This window comes from Streptomyces sp. NPDC005878 (assembly GCF_040629815.1).
In the GTDB taxonomy this organism is placed as follows: domain Bacteria; phylum Actinomycetota; class Actinomycetes; order Streptomycetales; family Streptomycetaceae; genus Streptomyces.
Map to the genome: position 1 here is coordinate 646,244 of NZ_JBEXWK010000001.1, position 18,492 is coordinate 664,735.

Here is an 18,492-nt window from a genome sequence, read left to right on the forward strand (position 1 = left end):
GCCTCAGCCCCGGCCAGCGGCCCCGGCAGGCACCCCATCCCGTCACTTTGCCAGTGCTTTACCATGGGTGCACCTACCCACGACTGAAAGGTGTGAGCGTCCGCCCATGGGCGAGCCTCCCAGTACCCATCGCCGTACCGGTACACGACATCGCGCGATCCTCCCCGCCCTGCCCGATCATGGGACGGAGGTGAACCGATGACCGAAGTGCTTCTGCTCGTGGTGGCCGTGCTGCTGTCGCTGGCCTGCGGGGCCTTCGTGGCGGCCGAATTCTCCCTCACCACCGTGGAGCGCGGCGAGCTGGAGCGGGCCGTCGAGAACGGCGAGCGCGGCGCGAGCGGCGCCCTCAAGGCCGTCCGCAGCCTCACCTTCCAGCTCTCCGGCGCCCAGCTCGGCATCACCGTCACCAATCTGGTGATCGGCATGCTCGCCGAGCCCTCGATCGCCAAGCTGATCAGCGGCCCCCTCGGCTCGATCGGCCTGTCCGGTTCGACGGCCCGCTCCGTCGCGCTGGTCCTCGGCACCGCCCTTTCGACGGTGTTCCTGATGGTCGTCGGCGAGCTCGTGCCCAAGAACTGGGCGATCTCCTCGCCGCTTGCGGTGGCCAAGGTCGTGGCCACCCCGCAGCGCGTCTTCAGTTCCGCCTTCCGCCCCTTCATCAGCCACCTCAACAACACCGCCAACCGCATGGTGCGCCGGCTCGGCCTGGAGCCCGCCGAGGAGCTGGCCTCCGCCCGCAGCCCGCAGGAGCTGGTCGCGCTGGCGCGCCACTCCGCCAAGCAGGGCGCCCTCGAAGCGGACACCGCCGAGCTCTTCGTCCGTACGCTCAGCCTGGCGGAGCTCGACGCGGAGAACGTGATGACGCCCCGCGTGCAGGTCACCGCCCTGGAGGTGCACGCCACCGCCGAGGACGTCGCCAATGCCACGCGCGCGACCGGTCTGTCGCGCTTCCCCGTCTACCGGGGCAGCCTCGACACCGTCGTCGGCATCGCCCACATCAAGGACGTCCTCGCCATCCCCGTCGAGCAGCGGCCGCGCCACCCCGTCACCGAGCTGCTGCGCGAGCCGCTGCTCGTACCGGCCACGCTGACCGTGGACCGGCTTCTCGACCAGCTGTACGGGCGGCGGACCATGGCCGTCGTCATCGACGAGTACGGCGGTACGGCCGGCGTCGTCACCATGGAGGACATCGTCGAGGAGGTCGTCGGCGAGGTACGCGACGAGCACGATCCGCACGAGACGTCCGACCTGGCCCGGGCCGGCGAGGACGCCGACGGGCGCATCCTCTACTCCGCCGACGGCGCCGCCCGCACCGACCAGCTGGAGGCCATCGGCCTGCGCGTGCCGGAGGGCCCGTACGAGACGCTGGCCGGCCTGATCGCCACCGGGCTCGGCCGCATCCCGGCCCTGGGCGACAGCCTGGAGCTGGGCGGCTGGCGACTCGACGTCGTCGACGCGTCCGGCCGCCGCGCCGCCCGCGCCCTGCTGCACGCGCCGCTGCCCGGCGACGGGGACGCGGACGACGAGGGCGGGCCGGGACACCGCCGACGGCGGGAGCACCGGGGCGCCGGGCACCGTGAGCACGGGGGCGCGTGGCGGGGCCGGGGCGACCGACGCGAGGCCCGCGAGACTCGTGAGGCCCACGAGACCCACGTGGACCACGAGGCTCGTGAGACCCGCGAGGCCCATGAGCCCGCTCCCGGCCGCGAGGACACCGCCGCCCACAAGGACACCGCTGTCCGTGACGACCTGCGGGATTCCGACGACGAGGGGGCCGGCCGATGACCGTCATCCAGTTGCTGATCGGTCTGGCGACGCTGGTCGTCAACGCCTTCTTCGTCGGCGCGGAGTTCGCACTGATCTCGGTGCGCCGCAGCCAGATCGAACCGCTCGCCGAACAGGGCAACCGCCGCGCGCGCAGCGTGATCTGGGGGCTGGAGCACGTCTCCGCCCTGATGGCGGCGGCACAGCTGGGCATCACGCTGTGCACCCTGGTGCTCGGTGTGGTCGCCGAGCCCGCCATCGAGCACCTGCTGGAGCCCGTGTTCCACCTGGTCGGGGTGCCCGAGGCCGCGGCGCGTCCGGTCTCCTTCTTCATCGCGCTGGCCCTCGCCACCTACCTCCACATGCTGCTCGGCGAGATGGTGCCGAAGAACATCGCGCTGGCCGAACCCGCCAGGACCGCGCTGCTGCTCGGCCCGCCGCTGGTCACGCTCGCCCGCGCGTTGCGCCCGGTGATCTTCGCCATCAACGCCTTCGCCAACACGCTGCTGAAGCTCTTGCGGGTGGAGACGAAGGACGAGGTGGCGGCGACATTCTCCGACGACGAGCTGGCCCGGATGGTCCGGGACGCGGGCGACGCCGGGCTGCTCGACGACCGGGCCGCCGAGCGGCTCCACGACGCCCTTGAGCTGGGGCGGCGCCCCGTCCAGGACGTGGTCGTCCCCCTGGAGAAGGTGGTGCACACCCCGGTCGGCACGACCCCGGAGGAGCTGGAACGGCTCGCCGCGCTGTCGGGCTTCTCCCGCTTCCCGGTCGTGGACACGGGCGATCGCATCCTCGGCTATCTGCACGTCAAGGACGCGCTCGACGCGATGCCGCGCGACGTGCCGTTCCCGGTGACGGCGCTGTGGCCGATCGCCCGGGTCCGGACCTCGACACCGCTCGACGACGCGCTGACCGCCATGCGCCGCAGCCGTACGCACCTCGCGGCGGTACTCGACGAGGACGGACGGCTGGCGGGCCTGGTCGCGATGGAGGACGTCCTGCGCGAGCTGGTCGGCAGACCGGACACGGCGTAGGGGGCGGCACCTAGGGGCGGGACCAAGGGGGCGGGGGCCCCGCGCCCGCCGCCCCCAGCGGGCTCTGGTCCGTTACACCGCGGGCTTGGGGGCGGCTTCGGTGCCCGGCGCGGCAGGCACCGGCTTGGCGGGGGCGTCCGGCTCCGTGGTCTCGGTGAGGCCCGGGCCCGGCCGCCCCAGGCCCGACGAGCCGATGGCCATCAGCACAGCGGCGAGGGTGGCCAGGCCCGCGGTGGCGAGCGCCGCCTTCCAGTCCACGTCGAAGAGGTTGGTCGCCCCGGCCGTCAGGACGGCCGCGAGCGACTGCGCGAACGTACGGACGGCCCGCTCGGCAGTCGCCTTCCAGAAGGCTTTGGTGAACATGGAACGCTCGCTCTCTCGTGCGTCGTTACGTGATTGCGTGGTGCGTGGTGCGTGGTTGCAGTGTTGCGTCGTGGCGTGGTTTGCGCGGTGACCTGTCTACGTAGTCTGCGTGGCCAAGTGCCCCGGACAGAAGCGGAATTGAGGCCGGGCCTGCGGACCGGGGCGCCCGGGGCCGGTGGTGTTCCCGGCATACCGCGGAACGCCCCGCACCGACAGGCCCCGCGCGCCCCGGACCGGCCGAGTTCCCGCCGGGGAGGCAGTGGCGCCGGGCGCCGGCGATCGGCGAGGGGTTCCGGTGAGGGCACCAGGTTCCGGTGGGAACGCCGGGTTCCGGAGGGCGCCGGGTTCCGGTGAGGGCGCCGGGGCCAGCCAGTGCCTACGATCGGCGGCCGATGGTCAGACCGCCGCCGCGGCCGAGAAGGCATCAAGCGAGTCAGCGTCACAGGTGCCCCCGGCAGCGACCACCCCCACCGGCACCTCCACCAACGCCCCCGCCCGGGCCCTCACCAGGGCCCCAGCCCGCGCCTGTTCCAGCCCCTCGCCCATCCGCTTCCCCCTCTCCACCCGGACCGCGTGACACTACCGCGCGGTACGATCGCTCCGCCATGGAGATGAATGCCAGCTACACCAGCTTTGTCGCGCTCGGTGACTCGTTCACCGAGGGCATGTCCGACCTCCTGCCCGACGGCTCCTACCGCGGCTGGGCGGACCTGCTCGCGGCCCGGCTCGCCGCGCGGACGCCCGGCTTCCGCTACGCCAACCTCGCCGTACGCGGCAAGCTCATCGGTCAGATCGTCGACGAGCAGGTCGCGCCCGCCGCCGCGATGCGGGCGGACGTGGTGACCCTGGTGGGCGGCCTCAACGACACCCTGCGCCCCAAGTGCGACATGGGCCGGGTGCGCGGGCTGCTCACCGAGGCCGTGGAGACGCTGGCTCCGTCCTGCGGCCGGCTCGTCCTGATGCGCAGTCCCGGCCGCAACGGCCCGGTCATGGAACGCTTCCGTCCCCGTATGGAAGAGCTCTTCTCGCACATCGAGGACCTCGCCGCCAAGCACGACGCCCTCGTGGTCGACCTGTACGGAGCGGCGGTGCTCGGCGATCCGCGCCTGTGGGACGTCGACCGGCTCCATCTGACCGGCGAGGGCCACCGCCGGGTGGCCGAGGCGGTCTGGCAGAAGCTCGGACTTCCCGCCGAGGACGACTGGCTCGCCCCGCTGCCGAACGGGCCGCGTCCCCGCTGGGCGACGCGCCGGGTGGCCGATGTCCGGTTCGCCCGCCGGCACCTCGCCCCGTGGATCGGCCGCCGCCTCACCGGCAGGTCCTCGGGCGACGGCCGCCTGGCGAAGCGCGGGGAACTCCTGCCGTACGACCTCACTCCGCCCGTGGTGGACGGACCGGACACGGCCTCCGGCGACGTGACCGCGCTCTCGTAGCAAGCCACAAACCGGACCGGGGCGCTGGCCTGCAGAAATCGCCAGTAGAATCTGGACACGTGACTGCTGTGTCTGCGAAGCCTCGCATCCCCAATGTCCTGGCCGGCCGCTACGCCTCCACGGAGCTGGCCGTCCTCTGGTCCCCCGAGCAGAAGGTGAAGCTGGAGCGTCAGCTCTGGCTCGCCGTGCTGCGCGCGCAGAAGGACCTCGGGATCGAGGTGCCGGACGCCGCCCTCGCCGACTACGAGCGCGTACTCGACCAGGTCGACCTCGCCTCGATCGCCGAGCGCGAGAAGGTCACCCGCCACGACGTGAAGGCGCGGATCGAGGAGTTCAACGCCCTCGCCGGGCACGAGCAGGTCCACAAGGGCATGACCTCCCGCGACCTGACCGAGAACGTCGAGCAGCTCCAGATCCGCCTCTCGCTGGAGCTGATGCGCGACCGGACCGTGGCCGTCCTCGCCCGGCTCGGCAAGCTCTCCGGTGAGTACGCGGAGCTGGTCATGGCGGGCCGCTCGCACAACGTCGCCGCGCAGGCCACCACCCTGGGCAAGCGCTTCGCCACCGCCGCCGACGAGCTCCTCGTCGCCTACGGCCGTCTGGAGGAGCTCCTCGCCCGTTACCCGCTGCGCGGCATCAAGGGCCCCGTCGGCACCGCGCAGGACATGCTCGACCTGCTCGGCGGCGACGCCTCCAAGCTCGCCGAGCTCGAACAGCGCATCGCCGGTCACCTCGGCTTCGCCCACGCCTTCACCTCCGTCGGCCAGGTCTACCCCCGCTCCCTCGACTACGACGTCGTCACCGCCCTGGTGCAGCTCGCCGCCGCGCCTTCCTCGGTCGCCAAGACGATCCGTCTGATGGCCGGGCACGAGCTGGTCACCGAGGGCTTCAAGCCTGGCCAGGTCGGCTCGTCCGCGATGCCGCACAAGATGAACACCCGCTCCTGCGAGCGCGTCAACGGCCTGATGGTCATCCTGCGCGGCTACGCCTCGATGACCGGTGAGCTCGCCGGCGACCAGTGGAACGAGGGCGACGTCTCCTGCTCGGTCGTCCGCCGTGTCGCGCTGCCGGACGCGTTCTTCGCCTTCGACGGTCTGCTGGAGACCTTCCTCACCGTGCTCGACGAGTTCGGCGCCTTCCCCGCCGTCGTGGCCCGCGAGCTGGACCGCTACCTTCCCTTCCTCGCCACCACCAAGGTGCTGATGGCGGCGGTACGCGCCGGGGTCGGCCGCGAGGCCGCGCACGAGGTCATCAAGGAGCACGCCGTCGCCTCCGCGCTCGCCATGCGCGAGCAGGGTGCCGAGCGCAACGAGCTCCTCGACAAGCTGGCCGCCGACGACCGCATGCCGCTCGACCGCGCCCAGCTCGACGCCCTGATGGCCGACAAGCTGTCCTTCACCGGTGCCGCCGGTGACCAGGTCGCCGCCCTGGTCTCCCGGATCGAGGAGATTCTCAAGCAGCACCCGGCCGCCGCCGCGTACACTCCCGGTTCGATCCTCTGACCCGGCCTCGGGCCACCGACGTCACCGACGGGACCACCCGATGACTCCCGAGGAACTCCAGGCCGCTCGCGACAACGTCATCCCCGACGTGGTCGCGGGCGGTCTGTCCGTGCTCTTCTGCGGCATCAACCCCGGTCTGATGTCCGCCGCCACCGGCCACCACTTCGCCCGCCCGGGCAACCGCTTCTGGCCGGTCCTGCACCTCTCGGGCTTCACCCCGCGCCGGCTGAAGCCCTCCGAGCAGAACGAGCTGCTCACCTACGGCCTCGGCATCACCAACGTCGTCGCCCGGGCGAGTGCCCGAGCCGACGAGCTCAGCGCCGAGGAGTACCGCGAGGGCGGCCGCCTCCTCACCGCCAAGGTTGAGCGGCTCCGCCCGCGCTACCTCGCCGTGGTCGGCGTCACCGCCTACCGCACCGCCTTCGACGACCGCAAGGCCCGCATAGGCCCCCAGGCCCGCACCATCGGCGGGACCCGCGTCTGGGTCCTCCCCAACCCCAGTGGCCTGAACGCCCATTGGACGGCCGAGACGATGGCCGAGGAGTTCGCCCGCCTGCGGAGAGCAGCACAAGCGGAACCCGGCCAGGCGGACGGATAGCCGCGGGTACCTCGTCCCCCGGTTCAGACTGTGCGCCCCCTCTCCTCACCCCGCCGCTTCCGGCCCCCGTCTCCGCAGGCGGATGTCCGTGTCCATCGCATAGCTCTGCGTCCAGGTGCGGCCCGCGTCCGACTTCCAGGTCACGTGCGCCGTCGAGATCGCCCCCTCCACCTTGACCCGGTCCACGGTCATCGACCGGTCGCCGTCCCGTACGTCACCGCGCCGCAGATCCTGCGCCTTGACCGACACGGGCTCGCTCGGCGCCAGGTTCTCCGCTTCGTCCGCCGCCCGCACCAGCGCCGCCGCCAGCTCCCGGGCCCGCGCGGGGGTGAACTCGGCGACCGACGCCTCACCGCCTCCCGCGTAGCCGGTCATCTGCACCACGCCGTCCGCCACGACGGACACTTCCGTCGTACCGCCGCCCAGGTCCGCCACTGCGTACGCCATCACGATCTCCTCACCCGCCGGCAGGAGACGGCGACGCATCAGGACGTTACGCCACCTCGGACCCCCGACCCGCCGCTCCCTCCCCCGGCGGCCATGCACCTCCCCCGTACGGCACCTTGTGCCTGGTCCCTACGGTGGATTGACCTCCGTCACCACCGCCATCAACTGGAACTCCAGCTCCGTGTCCCACTGCGAGACTCCGACGGCTACCCAGCGTCCGTCCGTCTGCCAGATGTGGAGATACGGGACGCTGCCGCTCAACTCGTCCCATGGCGCGGCTATCTCCTCTCCTTCCATGCTCCGGGTCAGCACACTCCAGAGGCTGACCATCTGCGCCTCACCCCACCGCCTGCTCAACAGCCCGGCCAGGGCCTCGCACTCCGCCTCGTACTGCTCCTGCACTTCGACGCGTCTGCTGCCGTCGTCGTCCCAGAAGTCCTCGCTGGTACGGAGCTCCACCAGGTGGTAGCCCGGGCCGCTGGTGATCGCTCCCGACCTCCCGCGCTCCGCGGGGAAGTCGCGGACGCGCAGCAGGTCGATGACTTCGAGATGCCGTGCGGTGGTCATGCAGTCAGTAAACCCGTCGGCACTGACAATTGGCCTCCCAAGCGTCTGGTCTCCCGGGCGCTGGTCTCTCAGGCGTCCCGCCTCCGGAGCGCCCACCAGCCCGCCGCCACGGTCACAGCACTCCACAACGCGAGCACCGCCATACCGCTCCAGGCTCCCAATGGCCCTTCCGGCTGGAGCAGCAGGATCTGCCGCCCCGCCCGGTCCGGCAAGAAGTCCTGGGCGCCGGAGCCCTGCGACACGTCCCCCACGACGAAGGGCACGATCAGGAACAGCGGCACGAGCAGGCTCATGGCCCCGGTGACGCTGCGCAGCAGGGCCGCCAGGCCCGCGGCCAGGAGGCTGAGCAGGGCCAGGTACAGGGCGCACCCGAACACCGCGCGCAACGCCCCCGGGTCACCGATGCCTATGCCGAACCCCTTGTCCATGAGCGCCTGTCCGGCCAGGAACGACGTCAGGCTGGTGACGAGGCCGACGGCGAGGACCAGACCACCGATCACGGCCAGTTTCGCCCCATAGAACAGCCCCCGGTCGGGCACGGCGCCGAGCGAGATCCGTATCCCTCCGTTCTTGTACTCCGCGGCCATGGCTATCGCCCCGAAGGTGAGGGCCGCCATCTGCCCGAAGTTCAGGCCGTAGTACGAGAACAGAACAGGATCGAAGTCGGTGCTGTCCGGCTCCGGACGCCCCAGCGCGGCGACCGCGAGGACGGTCAGTCCGGCTGTGGCCAGGAACACGGATATCAGCGACCCGACGAGGGACCGCAGCGAGCGGACCTTGATCCACTCAGCGTGGAGAACTGCGGGGAACGACACGGCTCATACCTCCTGGTCGCGATGAGGGTTTCCGGGCATGGCGGACGCGAACTCCGCCTCACCGGCTGTCAGGTCGAGATAGGCCTGCTCCAGCGTGGCCTCCTCTGTCGCCAGTTCGAGGATCGGGATGCCCTCCGCCGCGGCGATCGGGCCCACGTCCTCGACCCGTGCGCCCTCGACGGTCCAGCGGCCGTCCTCACCCTGGACGGGTGCGAAGCCCCGGGAGGTGAGGATCGTGCGCAGGCGGCCGCCTTCGGTGGTCCGCACGCGCACCCGCGGCTGGATACGCGAGTCGATGAAGTCCTTCATGGGAGTGTCGGCCAGCAGCCGCCCCCGGCCGAGGACGACGAGATGGTCGGCGAACGAGGCGGTCTCGTTCATCAGATGGCTGGAGACCAGGACGGCCCGGCCCTGCCGCGCCAATCCGCGCATCAACTCCCTTATCCAGATGATTCCTTCCGGGTCGAGGCCGTTGGAGGGTTCGTCGAGGATCAGCACCGAGGGGTCGCCGAGCAGGGCCGCGGCGATGCCGAGCCGTTGGCGCATACCGAGGGAAAAGGTCTTGACGCGCCGGTCCGCCACACTGGCGATTCCCGCCTCCTCCAGCACCTCGTCCACGCGGCGAGCCGGTATTCGGTTGCTGGCGGCGAGGACGCGCAGATGGTTCCGCGCGGTGCGCGAGCCGTGCGCGGCCTGGGCGTCGAGGAGCGCGCCGACGTGGTGCAGCGGCTCCTCGTATTCCGCGTACGCGCGGCCGCCGATCATGGCGGTGCCCGAGGTCGGCCGGTCAAGGCCGAGCACGAGGCGCATGGTCGTGGACTTGCCTGCGCCGTTGGGGCCGAGGAAGCCGGTGACCTGGCCGGGCCGGACGCTGAAGGTCAGGCGGTCCACGGCGCGGGTGGTTCCGTACTCCTTGGTGAGCTCTTGGACGTCGATGCTGGTCATGTCTCAACATTCGCCGTCGGGCCAGGTCCTGGGCCTCCCCCGTGCGTGGGGATCATCTCCCCCGTGCGGGGGAGCCGCGGCGATCCGGGCGCTGGCACGATGACGACATGTTCCGTTTCCTCCGCCCGCTGGGCCGCTCCGTGACGTACACGCGATGGCTGCATCTGTCGATGCCCGTCGCCGTATACGGCATTTGGCTGTTCATCGACATGGAAAAGCCCTACGTCCCGTTTCTCGCCCTGCTGTTGATAGGACTGATACCGGCCGTGCGCCTGGCCGAGGGGATACAGGTCCAGTTGCTCGTCGTGCCGACGGAGCGGGGCCGCCATGACGCGACCGTCTCCGCGGCGTCGTCGGCCAGTTGGGCCGAGCGGTGGCGGACCGTCGCGTGGCTGGAGATCCGTCTGGCCCTCGCGCTGGTGACCATGGTGGCCTCGGTGTGGCTTCCCATCATCACGTACGAGTTGCTGACCGCCCCGGCGGGCCACGGGGCCAGCGAGATTCCCGTCCTGCGCGAGATGGAACCGCACTGGTGGTGGTGGGCGCTCGCCCCGCTGCCCCTCCTCCTCATGCTCGGCTGTGTCGCGGCCCTCGGCGAGCTGAACGCCACCATCGCGCGGCATCTGCTCGGTCCGTCGAAGGAGGAGCGGCTGACCGCGCTGGAGGCGAGGACGGAGCAGCTGCTCGAACGGAACCGGATCGCTCGCGAGATCCATGACTCGATCGGGCACGCGCTGACCGTCGCCGTGGTGCAGGCCGGCGCTGCCCGGACGGCGGGAGATCCGGCGTTCACCGCCAGGGCGCTGGCGGCGATCGAGGAGACGGGCCGGGCGGCGCTGGACGATCTGGAGCGCGTCCTGCTGGTCCTGCGGGAGAGCGGCGGGCCGGTGGGGCAGCGGCCGACGCTCGACGAGGCCGACCGGCTCCTCGAATCGGCGCGGGCGTCGGGGGCGAAGGTGGAGTCCGAGCTGAGCGGCCCGCTGACCTCGGTGCCGGGCCCCGTCTCCCGGGAGGGGTACCGGATCCTCCAGGAAGCACTGACCAACGTGCTGCGGCACTCGGGACCGGTGCCCGTGCGGGTGCGAATAGCGGTGTCAGGTGAACGATTGGAGCTCGATGTGACGAATCCACTGCCGGGTCCCGTGCCCAGGGGACAGGGCGGCAGCGGGCTGCGCGGCATACGGGAGAGGGCGGCGCTGCTGGGTGGCGAGGCCCGATCGGGTCCACAGGAAGGAGAGTGGAGGGTGCGCGTGCGGTTGCCGCTGGACGGGCTGTGCTGATGGACCGCCCCGGGTGTGCCTTTTCGTAGAGCGAGGACCACGCCGCAGACGTGTGTGCCGACCCCCGCGACTGAGGGAGGAGCCCCAGGGCAGGCCCTAGGCTGGTCGGATGCCGGTTACCGTTCTTCTCGTCGACGACGAACCCCTGGTCCGAGCGGGTCTGCGGGCCGTTCTCGAGGCTCAGCCCGACATCGAGGTGGTGGGCGAGGCCGCTGATGGCGCCGCCGTCATCCCGTTGGTGCGCCAGTTGCGCCCCGATGTGGTGGCGATGGATGTGCGGATGCCGTTGCTCGACGGCATAGAGGCCACCAGGGCGGTGCTGCGTACCGTGCAGGATCCGCCGAAGATCTTGGTGGTCACGACGTTCGAGAACGACGAGTACGTCTACGAGGCGCTGCGGGCGGGGGCCGACGGGTTCCTGCTGAAGCGGGCGCGGCCCGCCGAGATCGTGCACGCGGTGCGGCTCGTCGCGGAGGGCGAGTCGCTGCTGTTCCCGGCCGCGGTCCGTGCGCTCGCGGCCGAGTACGGCAACCGGGAGGCGAAGAAGGCGCTGGACAAGGCGGCGCTCACCGAGCGTGAGGCGGCCGTTCTGCGGCTGATGGCGCGCGGACTCAACAACGCGGAGATCGCCGCCAAGCTGATCGTCGGTACCGAGACGGTGAAGACGCATGTCAGCGCCGTGCTGGCGAAGTTGGGCGCCCGGGACCGGACCCAGGCGGTCATCGCGGCGTACGAGTCGGGTTTCGTGGCTCCGAGCTGATGCGCCTCCGTGACCATCCGCCACTCGCCGTATACCTGACCAGCGAGTACGATCCGGCAGACACGCGTACGAGCTGGGAGGACACACGTTGGGGCGGCTGACCGGCGGGGATCCCTCTCTGCTGCGGCGGATCAATTCCGCAGTGGTTCTCCATGCACTGCGTGGGGCCGAATCCCCCACTCTGACCGATCTGACCCGGATCACCGGTCTGTCGAGACCGACGGTCGAGGGTGTGGTCGAGGGACTCATGGAGGGCGGGCTCGTCGTCGAGTCGGCTCCCGAGGAGGGCGAGGCGCGCCGCCAGGGGCGTCCCGCGCGCCGGTTCAGGTTCCGGGCCGAGGCGGGCCATCTGCTGGGCATCGAGATCGGCCCGCACCGGGTGGCGGCGCTGCTGTCCGGGCTCGACGGGCGCATCGTCGGCGCCGGATCCCGCGAGGTGTCCGAGACGGCCTCCGCCGACGAGCGCCTGGAACGGGTCAGGGCGACGGTCGCCGATCTGCTGCGGCGAGCCGGAGTGGCACGCAGCTCACTCCGCGCGGTCGGTGTCGGCAGTCCGGGCATAGTGGAGGCCGACGGCACCGTACGGCTCGGGACGGCGCTCCCGGAGTGGACCGGTCTGCCCCTGGGCGAGCGGCTGCGGCGGTCGTTCCGCTGCCCGGTGCTGGTCGAGAACGACGCCAACGCGGCGGCGGTGGCCGAGCACTGGAAGGGCGCGGCGACCGACTCCGACGACATCGTGTTCGTCCTGGCGGGGCTGAGCCCCGGGGCCGGATCGCTGATAGGCGGGCGGCTGCACCGGGGCTTCGGCGGCGCGGCCGGCGAGATCGGCGCGCTGCATCTGCTGGGCCGGGATGTGACGCCGGAGAGGCTGCTGTCGACGACCGAGGAGCCGTTGCACCCGCTGGACGAGCAGGCGGTCGCCGATGTGTTCGCGCTGGCCAAGCGGGGGGACAGCGGTGCGCAGGAGGCGGTCGAGCGGTTCATCCAGCGGCTGGTCCACGACGTGGCGGCCCTGGTGCTCGCCCTCGACCCGGAGCTGGTCGTCGTGGGCGGCTGGGCGGCCGGGATCGACGGAGTGCTGGAGCCGCTGCGTCAGGAGCTGGCGCGGTACTGCCTGCGGCCGCCGCGTGTGGCCCTCTCCCTGCTGGGGGAGGCCGCGGTGGCGACCGGTGCGCTGCGGTTGGCGCTCGACCATGTCGAGGAGCAGTTGTTCGCGGTCGAGGGCACGGTGACGGCTCGCCGCTGAGCCGGGCCGACGGACAGCCGACAGGTGGGCGAGCGGGCGAGGCGGCATTCCAGCGGACGGGCGGGCAGGCGTTCTGCTGCCCTGCCTGGAGCAGGGCAAGAAGGGCCTCGTCTCCCCCGGCCCCCCTCCCTCCCTGGTCACACTCTCCAACCGCAGCCGCAACAGATACGGCCCGCCGCTGACAGCGGCGGGCCGTACCGGAGAAACCGTGGGGCAGCGGGTCAGGATGCCTGGCGGTGGCCGTCGTGGCTGATCTGAACGTCGCCCGAGTCGCCGAAGGTGAGGCGGCAGGTGTCGGCGCGGTAGGTCGCCACCGAGACGGCGACGGTCCGGCCCTGGGAGAAGTAGCGCGTGGTCACGACGAGGACGGGCGCGCCCGGCAGCCGGTCGAGTTCCTTGGCGTCGTCCGCGCGGGCCGAGCCGAGCTCGACCGCGCGGTCCTGGCCTTCCAGGTCGAGGCGCTGGAGCTCGCGCAGCACGCTGCGCGCGCGGGCCGGTCCGGACGGCGCGTCGATCGAGGTGAGGTCCGGTACCGAGGACGCCGGTACGTAGAGGAGCTCGGCGGCGACGGGCTGGCCGTGCGTGGTGCGGGTGCGGCGGACGGTGTGCACCTCGTCGAGCGCCTCGGCGGCGAAGAGCCGGGCCACCGAGAGCGGCGGGGCGCCGACGGCGCAGTCGACGGCCTGCCAGGCGTCACCAGCCGTGCCGGGCCAGTCGTGCTGCTCGGTGCCGACGGAGACGCCCACGCGCGGCGGGGCGACGGTCGTGCCGACACCTCGGCGGCGTTGCAGCCTGCCTTCGAGTTCGAGCTGCTCCAGAGCCTGGCGGAGCGTGGCGCGCGCGACGCCGAAGCGGGCGGCCAGTTCACGCTCGTTGGGCAGGATCTCTCCCACCGCGAAGTCCGAGTCGAGCGCCTCGCTCAGCACGGCCTTGAGGTGCCAGTACTTCGGCTCCGGCACCGTTTCCAGCTGCGTGGTCCCCACCCTGTCCTCCGCAATCGCCGTGCCCCGGCGGCTTTTCTGCGCCCTTGTTTATTAAAGGTTCCTGCACTAACTCTGCGACCATAGGACGGCCCACCCCCTTGGTCAAGACCAATCCTCGTTCCGTTACGGAACGAATCCGAGTCCTGGCGCAGAGCGTTCACACGACGTTCGCGCATCCGTGCACCAGGCGCGGCAAAACTCCGTGCCCGGATCCGGGCACGGGGGTCATGGCTGCTGGGGCGGGGTGGGACTAACGGGGCGACTGGTCCACGTACTCCTCGCGACCCTCGCACCTCTCGCGTTCTTCCTTCCGGATGAGCGCGATCAGTTTGTCCGGGTTGCGTACGACATAGACGCAGTGGATGCGGCCGTCGAGGAGGTCGAGCTGGAGCACACTGTCGGGCGTTCCGTCGTACAGGACCAGGACGGCCGGGCCGCCGTTGATCTCCGTAATACGGAATTCGCTGTCCGGCCCGCCCTCGTGCGACACCGCGTAGAGGAAGCGTCCGACCTTGTCGGCGGATTCGATGATTCTGGTCGGGGCCTTGGACTTGCCGCCGCTGTCGCCGATGAAACGGACGTCGGGGGCAAGCAGGGCGAGCATGGAGTCCAGGTCGCCGCCGCCCGCCGCGGCCATGAACCGCTCGGTGAGGTCGCGGCGGTGCGCGGGGTCGACGTCGTAGCGCGGCTTGCGCTCGTCGACATGGCGCCGGGCGCGCCCCGCGAGCTGGCGCACCGCGGGCTCGGAGCGGTCCAGGGTGGCCGCGATCTCCGCGAAGGGGAAGCCGAACGCCTCGCGCAGGACGAAGACCGCCCGCTCCAGCGGCGAGAGGGATTCGAGGACCACCAGCACGGCGAGCGAGACGGAGTCGGCCAGCATGGCCTGTTCGACGGTATCGGGGACCGCGGGCCCGAAATCGGTCGCGATCAGCTCCGGCAGCCAGGGACCCACATAGGCTTCGCGCCGCGCCTGGATCTGCCGGAGCCGGTCGAGCGCGAGCCGGGTGGTGATCCGTACGAGGAACGCGCGCGGGTCGCGCACGCTCTCGCGATCCCGCGCCGACCAGCGCAGCCACGCCTCCTGCACCACGTCCTCGGCGTCGGTGACACGGCCCAGCATGCGGTAGGCCACGCCCGTGAGGACGGACCTGTGGTCTTCGAAGAGATCGGCGGCGGTGGGGGCAGTCACCGCTCCATCCCAGCCGACCGGCTCCCGGCTGTCCAGAAGGAGAACCCGCGCTGTTCGAATATCCGTCCCGCGCACGCTGTCCTGGACCCGCCCCTTGAACTCCAAGCTACCGAAGGGTAATTGTTGCTGACACGGTGTCTACCGCCGTCCGCGTCCACCACCCTCCACGCGCGTTCGTCCGTCCGCACAGGGCCCCCCGCCCATGACCGGGAGCAGCAGATGACCGGGAGCAGCGCCATGACCGAAGAGGTCTCCTTCACGACCGGCTCCCCCCGGGGCAGCCGCACCGTCACCGTCTCCTACCGCAGGGCCGGCTCCGGCGAGCCCCTGCTCCTGCTCCACGGCATCGGCCACCACCGCCAGGCCTGGGACCCGGTGTTCGACCTACTGGCCGTCGAGCGCGATGTCATAGCCGTGGACCTGCCGGGTTTCGGCCGCTCCCCGGCGCTGCCCGAAGGCCTCTCGTACGACCTGTCCACGGTCGTACCGGTCCTGGGCGCGTTCTGTGAGGAGCTGGGCATCGAGCGGCCTCATGTGGCGGGCAACTCCCTGGGCGGGCTGCTGGCGCTGGAGTTGGGGCGCGAGAAGCGCGTACGGTCGGTGACGGCCTTCTCCCCCGCCGGGTTCTGGTCCCCGGCGGAGCGCCGCTACGCCTTCGCGACGCTGAGCGCGATGCGGCGGGGGGCGAAGATGCTGCCGCTGCCGGTCATCGAGCGGTTGTCCCGGAGCGCGCCGGGGCGCGCGGCGCTCACCAGCACCATCTACGCGCGCCCCGGGCGCCGTTCACCCGAGGCCGTCGTCGCCGAGACGCTCGCGCTGCGGGAGGCCGGCGGCTTCGACCAGACGCTGCGGGCGGGGATCGACGTGCGGTTCACCGATGACGTGGCGGGAGTCCCGGTCACCGTCGCCTGGGGCACCAAGGACCGGCTGCTGCCGCGCCGGCAGGGCATCCGCGCCAAGCACACCCTCCCCGGTGCCCGGCTGGTGCGGCTGCCCGGCTGCGGCCATGTCCCGATGAACGACGACCCCGCCCTGGTCGCGCGCGTCATCCTCGACACCAGCCGCTGAGCCGCCGCGCCGGGGGCGCCCGCCCAGCACCCCGGCGCCCAGCGCGACCCCGGCGCCGACCAGCGCACTGCCCACCCCCTGCGCCGTGCCGTACGCCCCGGCGCCGACCAGCGGGGCGGTGAGCGCGGCCGACACCGGGATGAGGCCGGAGAAGAGCGTCGCGCGTTCGGCGCCGATGCGCTGCACACCCATGTACCAGCAGACGAAGCCGATCACGGTGACCACGGCGGCCTGCCACACCAGGGCCGCCGTTTCGGTGGCGTCGGGCAGCCGCAGTGCCGCCCGCCCGTCCAGTACGACGGCGAGCACGGCGGACTCGACGGCCGCGACGCCGCAGACGGCCGCCGAGAGCAGCTTGGGTCCGAGCGGGCGCAGCACCGGCACCGCCAGCACCGCGAACCCCACCTCACCCACCAGTGCCCCCGCCGACCACGCGATGCCCACCGCGTCCGTGCGGCCCCAGCCCTGCACGGTGAAGGCTCCTGCGGCCACCAGGAGCGCTCCGTGGAGCACCGGCCGGGTGGGCCGGCGTCCGTCGAGCAACGGCACCAGGACCGCCACCACGACCGGCGCGCACCCGACGAACACACCGGGGACGGCGGGTTCGGCCGTGCGCTCGGCGGCCAGCACGGCCATGTTGAAGCCCACCATGCCGACGGCGGAGAGCAGCGCGAGCCGGCCCCACTGTGCCGCGCCCAGGCGGCGCAGCGGCGCGGTGCCGCCCCGGCCGAGCAGCGGGAGCAGCAAGAGGCAGGCCAGGGCGTACCGCAGGGCCTGGCCGCCGGCGTGCGGATAGTCGCCGAGGACGCTGTTGGCGGTGAAGGACCCGCCGACGAGGACGCAGGCGACGGCGGCGAGCGCCGCGCCCCGAAGCTGTGACACGTTCATGGGCCCGACGCTAGGCAGCCCGGTGGTCTTGTTTAAGGTCCACTTCCATGACGTCATCGGGGACCACTTCGCCCGCCGCGCCGCACGGCGACGAGGGGCGTCCGTCGTGGAATGCGGCCTGGGAGCTGCTGCTTCCGGCCGCCGCGGCTCCCGCCCGGCAGCGCGGCAGACTGCTCCAGTCGGCGTTCCGGGAGGCCGTCCGTTCGGGCCGGCTCGCGGCCGGGACCCGGCTGCCGTCGAGCCGTGAGCTCGCCGCCGACCTCGGTGTCTCACGCGGCCTGGTGACCGAGGCGTACGAACAGCTCACCGCCGAGGGTTATCTGCGCAGCGGCCGGGGCTCGGGCACCTGGGTGGGCGGGGCGGCGCGCGCCGCCGACGCGCCACGCGCGCGGGATCTGGCGCCGCGCGACCCGGGCGCGCGGGTCGACTTCCTGCCCGGCACCCCGGACCTGTCCCTGTTCCCGCGCGCGGCCTGGGCCGCCGCGCACAAGGGCGTACTGGAGCGGCTGCCGCACCGCTCACTCGGCTACCCCGATCCCCGCGGCCTTCCCGAGCTGCGGACGGCGCTCGCCGCGCTGCTCGCCCGGCGGCGCGGAGTGGTCGCCGACCCGGAACGGATCGTGGTGTGCTCCGGGGTCGCCCAGGCCACGACGCTGCTCGGTTTCGCCCTGGGAGAGCGCTTCTCCCTCGGGGAGTCCCACGGCCCCGGGGAAAGGGACGAGCCGGCCGTGGGGGTCGAGGACCCCGGCAGCCCCGAGCACACCGCCCTGTTCGCGGCCACGGGCGTACGGACCCGGCGGCTGCCGCTCGACGACGAGGGCCTGGCCATGGACCCGCTGTACGCGAGCGGGGTGCGGGTCGCGGTGACGACCCCGGCCCACCAGTTCCCGTCCGGAATCGCCTACTCCGCGCGGCGGAGGGCCGAACTCCTGGACTGGGCGCGGGCGGTGGACGGGCTCGTCGTCGAGGACGACTACGACGGGGACTTCCGTTACGACCGGGCGCCGGTGGGGGCGCTCCAGGGCCTCGACCCCGAACGTGTGGCGTACACCGGGTCGGTGAGCAAGTCGCTCGCCCCCGGTCTCCGGCTCGGCTGGCTGCTGGCGCCCGAGCGGCTGACCGGTGCGATCGTCGCCCGCAAACGCACCATGGACCTCGGCAATCCCGCGTTGGACCAGGCACTGCTCGCGGACTTCGTCACCAGTGGCGCGTACGACCGCCAGCTGCGCCGGTGCCAACGCGCCTACCGCGAGCGGCGGGACGCGCTGGTCGGGGCGCTGGGCGAGCACCTGCCGGGCACGGAGGTGAGCGGCATCGCGGCCGGGCTGCACATCATCGCGCGGTTGCCCGCCCGGTACGGGCCCGAACCGCGCCTGCTCGAACGCGCCGCCCACGCGCGCGTGGCCGTGCGCCCGCTCTCGTACTACCTCTCCTCCGGGGCCGGGCCGGGAGACGAGGTCCCGCTGGTGCTCGGATACGCCCATCTGACGCCGTCGGACATCGCGCGCGGGGTACGGCTCCTCGCAGGGGCGTTGGGCCCGGGCGCCGCCTGAGGTGTGTCCGCCGGTTCCTGTCCGGGGCACGGCGGCCGGTGCACACGGCCACCA

Annotated in this window: 17 protein-coding genes and 1 pseudogene; 10 read left to right on the forward strand and 8 right to left on the reverse strand. The window is 72.2% G+C overall.

From position 1 onward, the window contains the following. Nucleotides 1–198: 198 nt before the first annotated feature. Both ABZ404_RS03120 and ABZ404_RS03125 read left to right on the forward strand, forming a co-directional pair. A complete protein-coding gene (locus tag ABZ404_RS03120) occupies nt 199–1,785 on the forward strand; it encodes a hemolysin family protein (protein WP_358833483.1) in 1,587 nt (528 codons plus the stop codon). Then, the gene (locus tag ABZ404_RS03125; protein ID WP_358833482.1) at nt 1,782–2,801 is read left to right on the forward strand and encodes a hemolysin family protein; all 1,020 of its coding nucleotides are present in this window, start codon (nt 1,782–1,784) and stop codon (nt 2,799–2,801) included. The genes ABZ404_RS03120 and ABZ404_RS03125 overlap by 4 nt, the downstream gene beginning before the upstream one ends. Before the next feature lie 72 nt (nt 2,802–2,873). Here the strand turns inward: ABZ404_RS03125 and ABZ404_RS03130 are convergent, their stop codons facing one another. After that, a complete protein-coding gene (locus tag ABZ404_RS03130; RefSeq protein WP_358833481.1) occupies nt 2,874–3,164 on the reverse strand; it encodes a holin in 291 nt (96 codons plus the stop codon). A 605-nt stretch (nt 3,165–3,769) separates the two neighbouring features. Between ABZ404_RS03130 and ABZ404_RS03135 the strand changes: the two genes are divergently transcribed. The 3 genes from ABZ404_RS03135 to mug are packed head-to-tail and all read left to right on the forward strand — an operon-like array spanning nt 3,770 to nt 6,697. Further along, entirely contained in the window at nt 3,770–4,597 is an 828-nt protein-coding gene (locus tag ABZ404_RS03135) for an SGNH/GDSL hydrolase family protein (protein ID WP_358833480.1), read from the forward strand. Nucleotides 4,598–4,656: 59 nt separating this feature from the next. Beyond that, nucleotides 4,657–6,099, forward strand: coding sequence for an adenylosuccinate lyase (purB, locus tag ABZ404_RS03140; protein ID WP_358833479.1), 1,443 nt, complete (start codon nt 4,657–4,659; stop codon nt 6,097–6,099). 40 nt (nt 6,100–6,139) lie between these two features. After that, the gene (gene mug, locus ABZ404_RS03145; protein WP_358833478.1) at nt 6,140–6,697 is read left to right on the forward strand and encodes a G/U mismatch-specific DNA glycosylase; all 558 of its coding nucleotides are present in this window, start codon (nt 6,140–6,142) and stop codon (nt 6,695–6,697) included. A gap of 45 nt (nt 6,698–6,742) precedes the next feature. Here mug and ABZ404_RS03150 read toward each other — a convergent pair whose 3' ends face one another. From ABZ404_RS03150 to ABZ404_RS03165, 4 genes are all read right to left on the reverse strand, one after another. Next, entirely contained in the window at nt 6,743–7,183 is a 441-nt protein-coding gene (locus ABZ404_RS03150) for a hypothetical protein (protein WP_358833477.1), read from the reverse strand. 90 nt (nt 7,184–7,273) lie between these two features. Continuing rightward, nucleotides 7,274–7,711: a hypothetical protein gene (locus ABZ404_RS03155; protein WP_358833476.1), complete on the reverse strand. Its 438-nt coding sequence runs from the start codon at nt 7,709–7,711 to the stop codon at nt 7,274–7,276. 68 nt (nt 7,712–7,779) lie between these two features. Continuing rightward, nucleotides 7,780–8,526, reverse strand: coding sequence for an ABC transporter permease (locus ABZ404_RS03160; protein WP_358833475.1), 747 nt, complete (start codon nt 8,524–8,526; stop codon nt 7,780–7,782). A 3-nt stretch (nt 8,527–8,529) separates the two neighbouring features. Next, nucleotides 8,530–9,471 carry an ATP-binding cassette domain-containing protein gene (locus ABZ404_RS03165; protein WP_358833474.1) on the reverse strand — a complete coding sequence of 314 codons (942 nt, stop codon included), beginning with the start codon at nt 9,469–9,471 and terminating at the stop codon, nt 8,530–8,532. 107 nt (nt 9,472–9,578) lie between these two features. Between ABZ404_RS03165 and ABZ404_RS03170 the strand changes: the two genes are divergently transcribed. The 3 genes from ABZ404_RS03170 to ABZ404_RS03180 all read left to right on the forward strand — a co-directional run bounded on the left by ABZ404_RS03170 (nt 9,579) and on the right by ABZ404_RS03180 (nt 12,757). Further along, complete coding sequence (locus ABZ404_RS03170) at nt 9,579–10,751, forward strand: histidine kinase (protein WP_358833473.1); 1,173 nt, start codon at nt 9,579–9,581, stop codon at nt 10,749–10,751. Between the two features lie 109 nt (nt 10,752–10,860). Next, the gene (locus tag ABZ404_RS03175) at nt 10,861–11,511 is read left to right on the forward strand and encodes a response regulator transcription factor (protein WP_358833472.1); all 651 of its coding nucleotides are present in this window, start codon (nt 10,861–10,863) and stop codon (nt 11,509–11,511) included. An 88-nt stretch (nt 11,512–11,599) separates the two neighbouring features. Next, a complete protein-coding gene (locus ABZ404_RS03180; RefSeq protein ID WP_358833471.1) occupies nt 11,600–12,757 on the forward strand; it encodes an ROK family transcriptional regulator in 1,158 nt (385 codons plus the stop codon). Nucleotides 12,758–12,978: 221 nt separating this feature from the next. Here the strand turns inward: ABZ404_RS03180 and ABZ404_RS03185 are convergent, their stop codons facing one another. Together ABZ404_RS03185 and sigJ are read right to left on the reverse strand one after the other, a co-directional pair. Continuing rightward, nucleotides 12,979–13,740, reverse strand: a complete 762-nt coding sequence (locus ABZ404_RS03185; protein WP_358990062.1) for a GntR family transcriptional regulator — start codon at nt 13,738–13,740, stop codon at nt 12,979–12,981. Between the two features lie 250 nt (nt 13,741–13,990). Then, nucleotides 13,991–14,929 (reverse strand): RNA polymerase sigma factor SigJ, encoded by a 939-nt coding sequence (gene sigJ / locus ABZ404_RS03190; protein WP_358836763.1) that lies wholly within the window; start codon nt 14,927–14,929, stop codon nt 13,991–13,993. Between the two features lie 237 nt (nt 14,930–15,166). Here sigJ and ABZ404_RS03195 point away from each other — a divergent pair, with 237 nt between their 5' ends. Beyond that, entirely contained in the window at nt 15,167–15,997 is an 831-nt protein-coding gene (locus ABZ404_RS03195; protein WP_358836764.1) for an alpha/beta fold hydrolase, read from the forward strand. 51 nt (nt 15,998–16,048) lie between these two features. Here ABZ404_RS03195 and ABZ404_RS03200 read toward each other — a convergent pair. After that, nucleotides 16,049–16,942: pseudogene (locus tag ABZ404_RS03200) on the reverse strand (DMT family transporter); the annotation flags it as partial. Between ABZ404_RS03200 and ABZ404_RS03205 the strand changes: the two are divergent. Next, the gene (locus tag ABZ404_RS03205; RefSeq protein ID WP_358836762.1) at nt 16,933–18,438 is read left to right on the forward strand and encodes a PLP-dependent aminotransferase family protein; all 1,506 of its coding nucleotides are present in this window, start codon (nt 16,933–16,935) and stop codon (nt 18,436–18,438) included. The pseudogene ABZ404_RS03200 and the gene ABZ404_RS03205 overlap by 10 nt on opposite strands. Nucleotides 18,439–18,492: the final 54 nt, after the last annotated feature.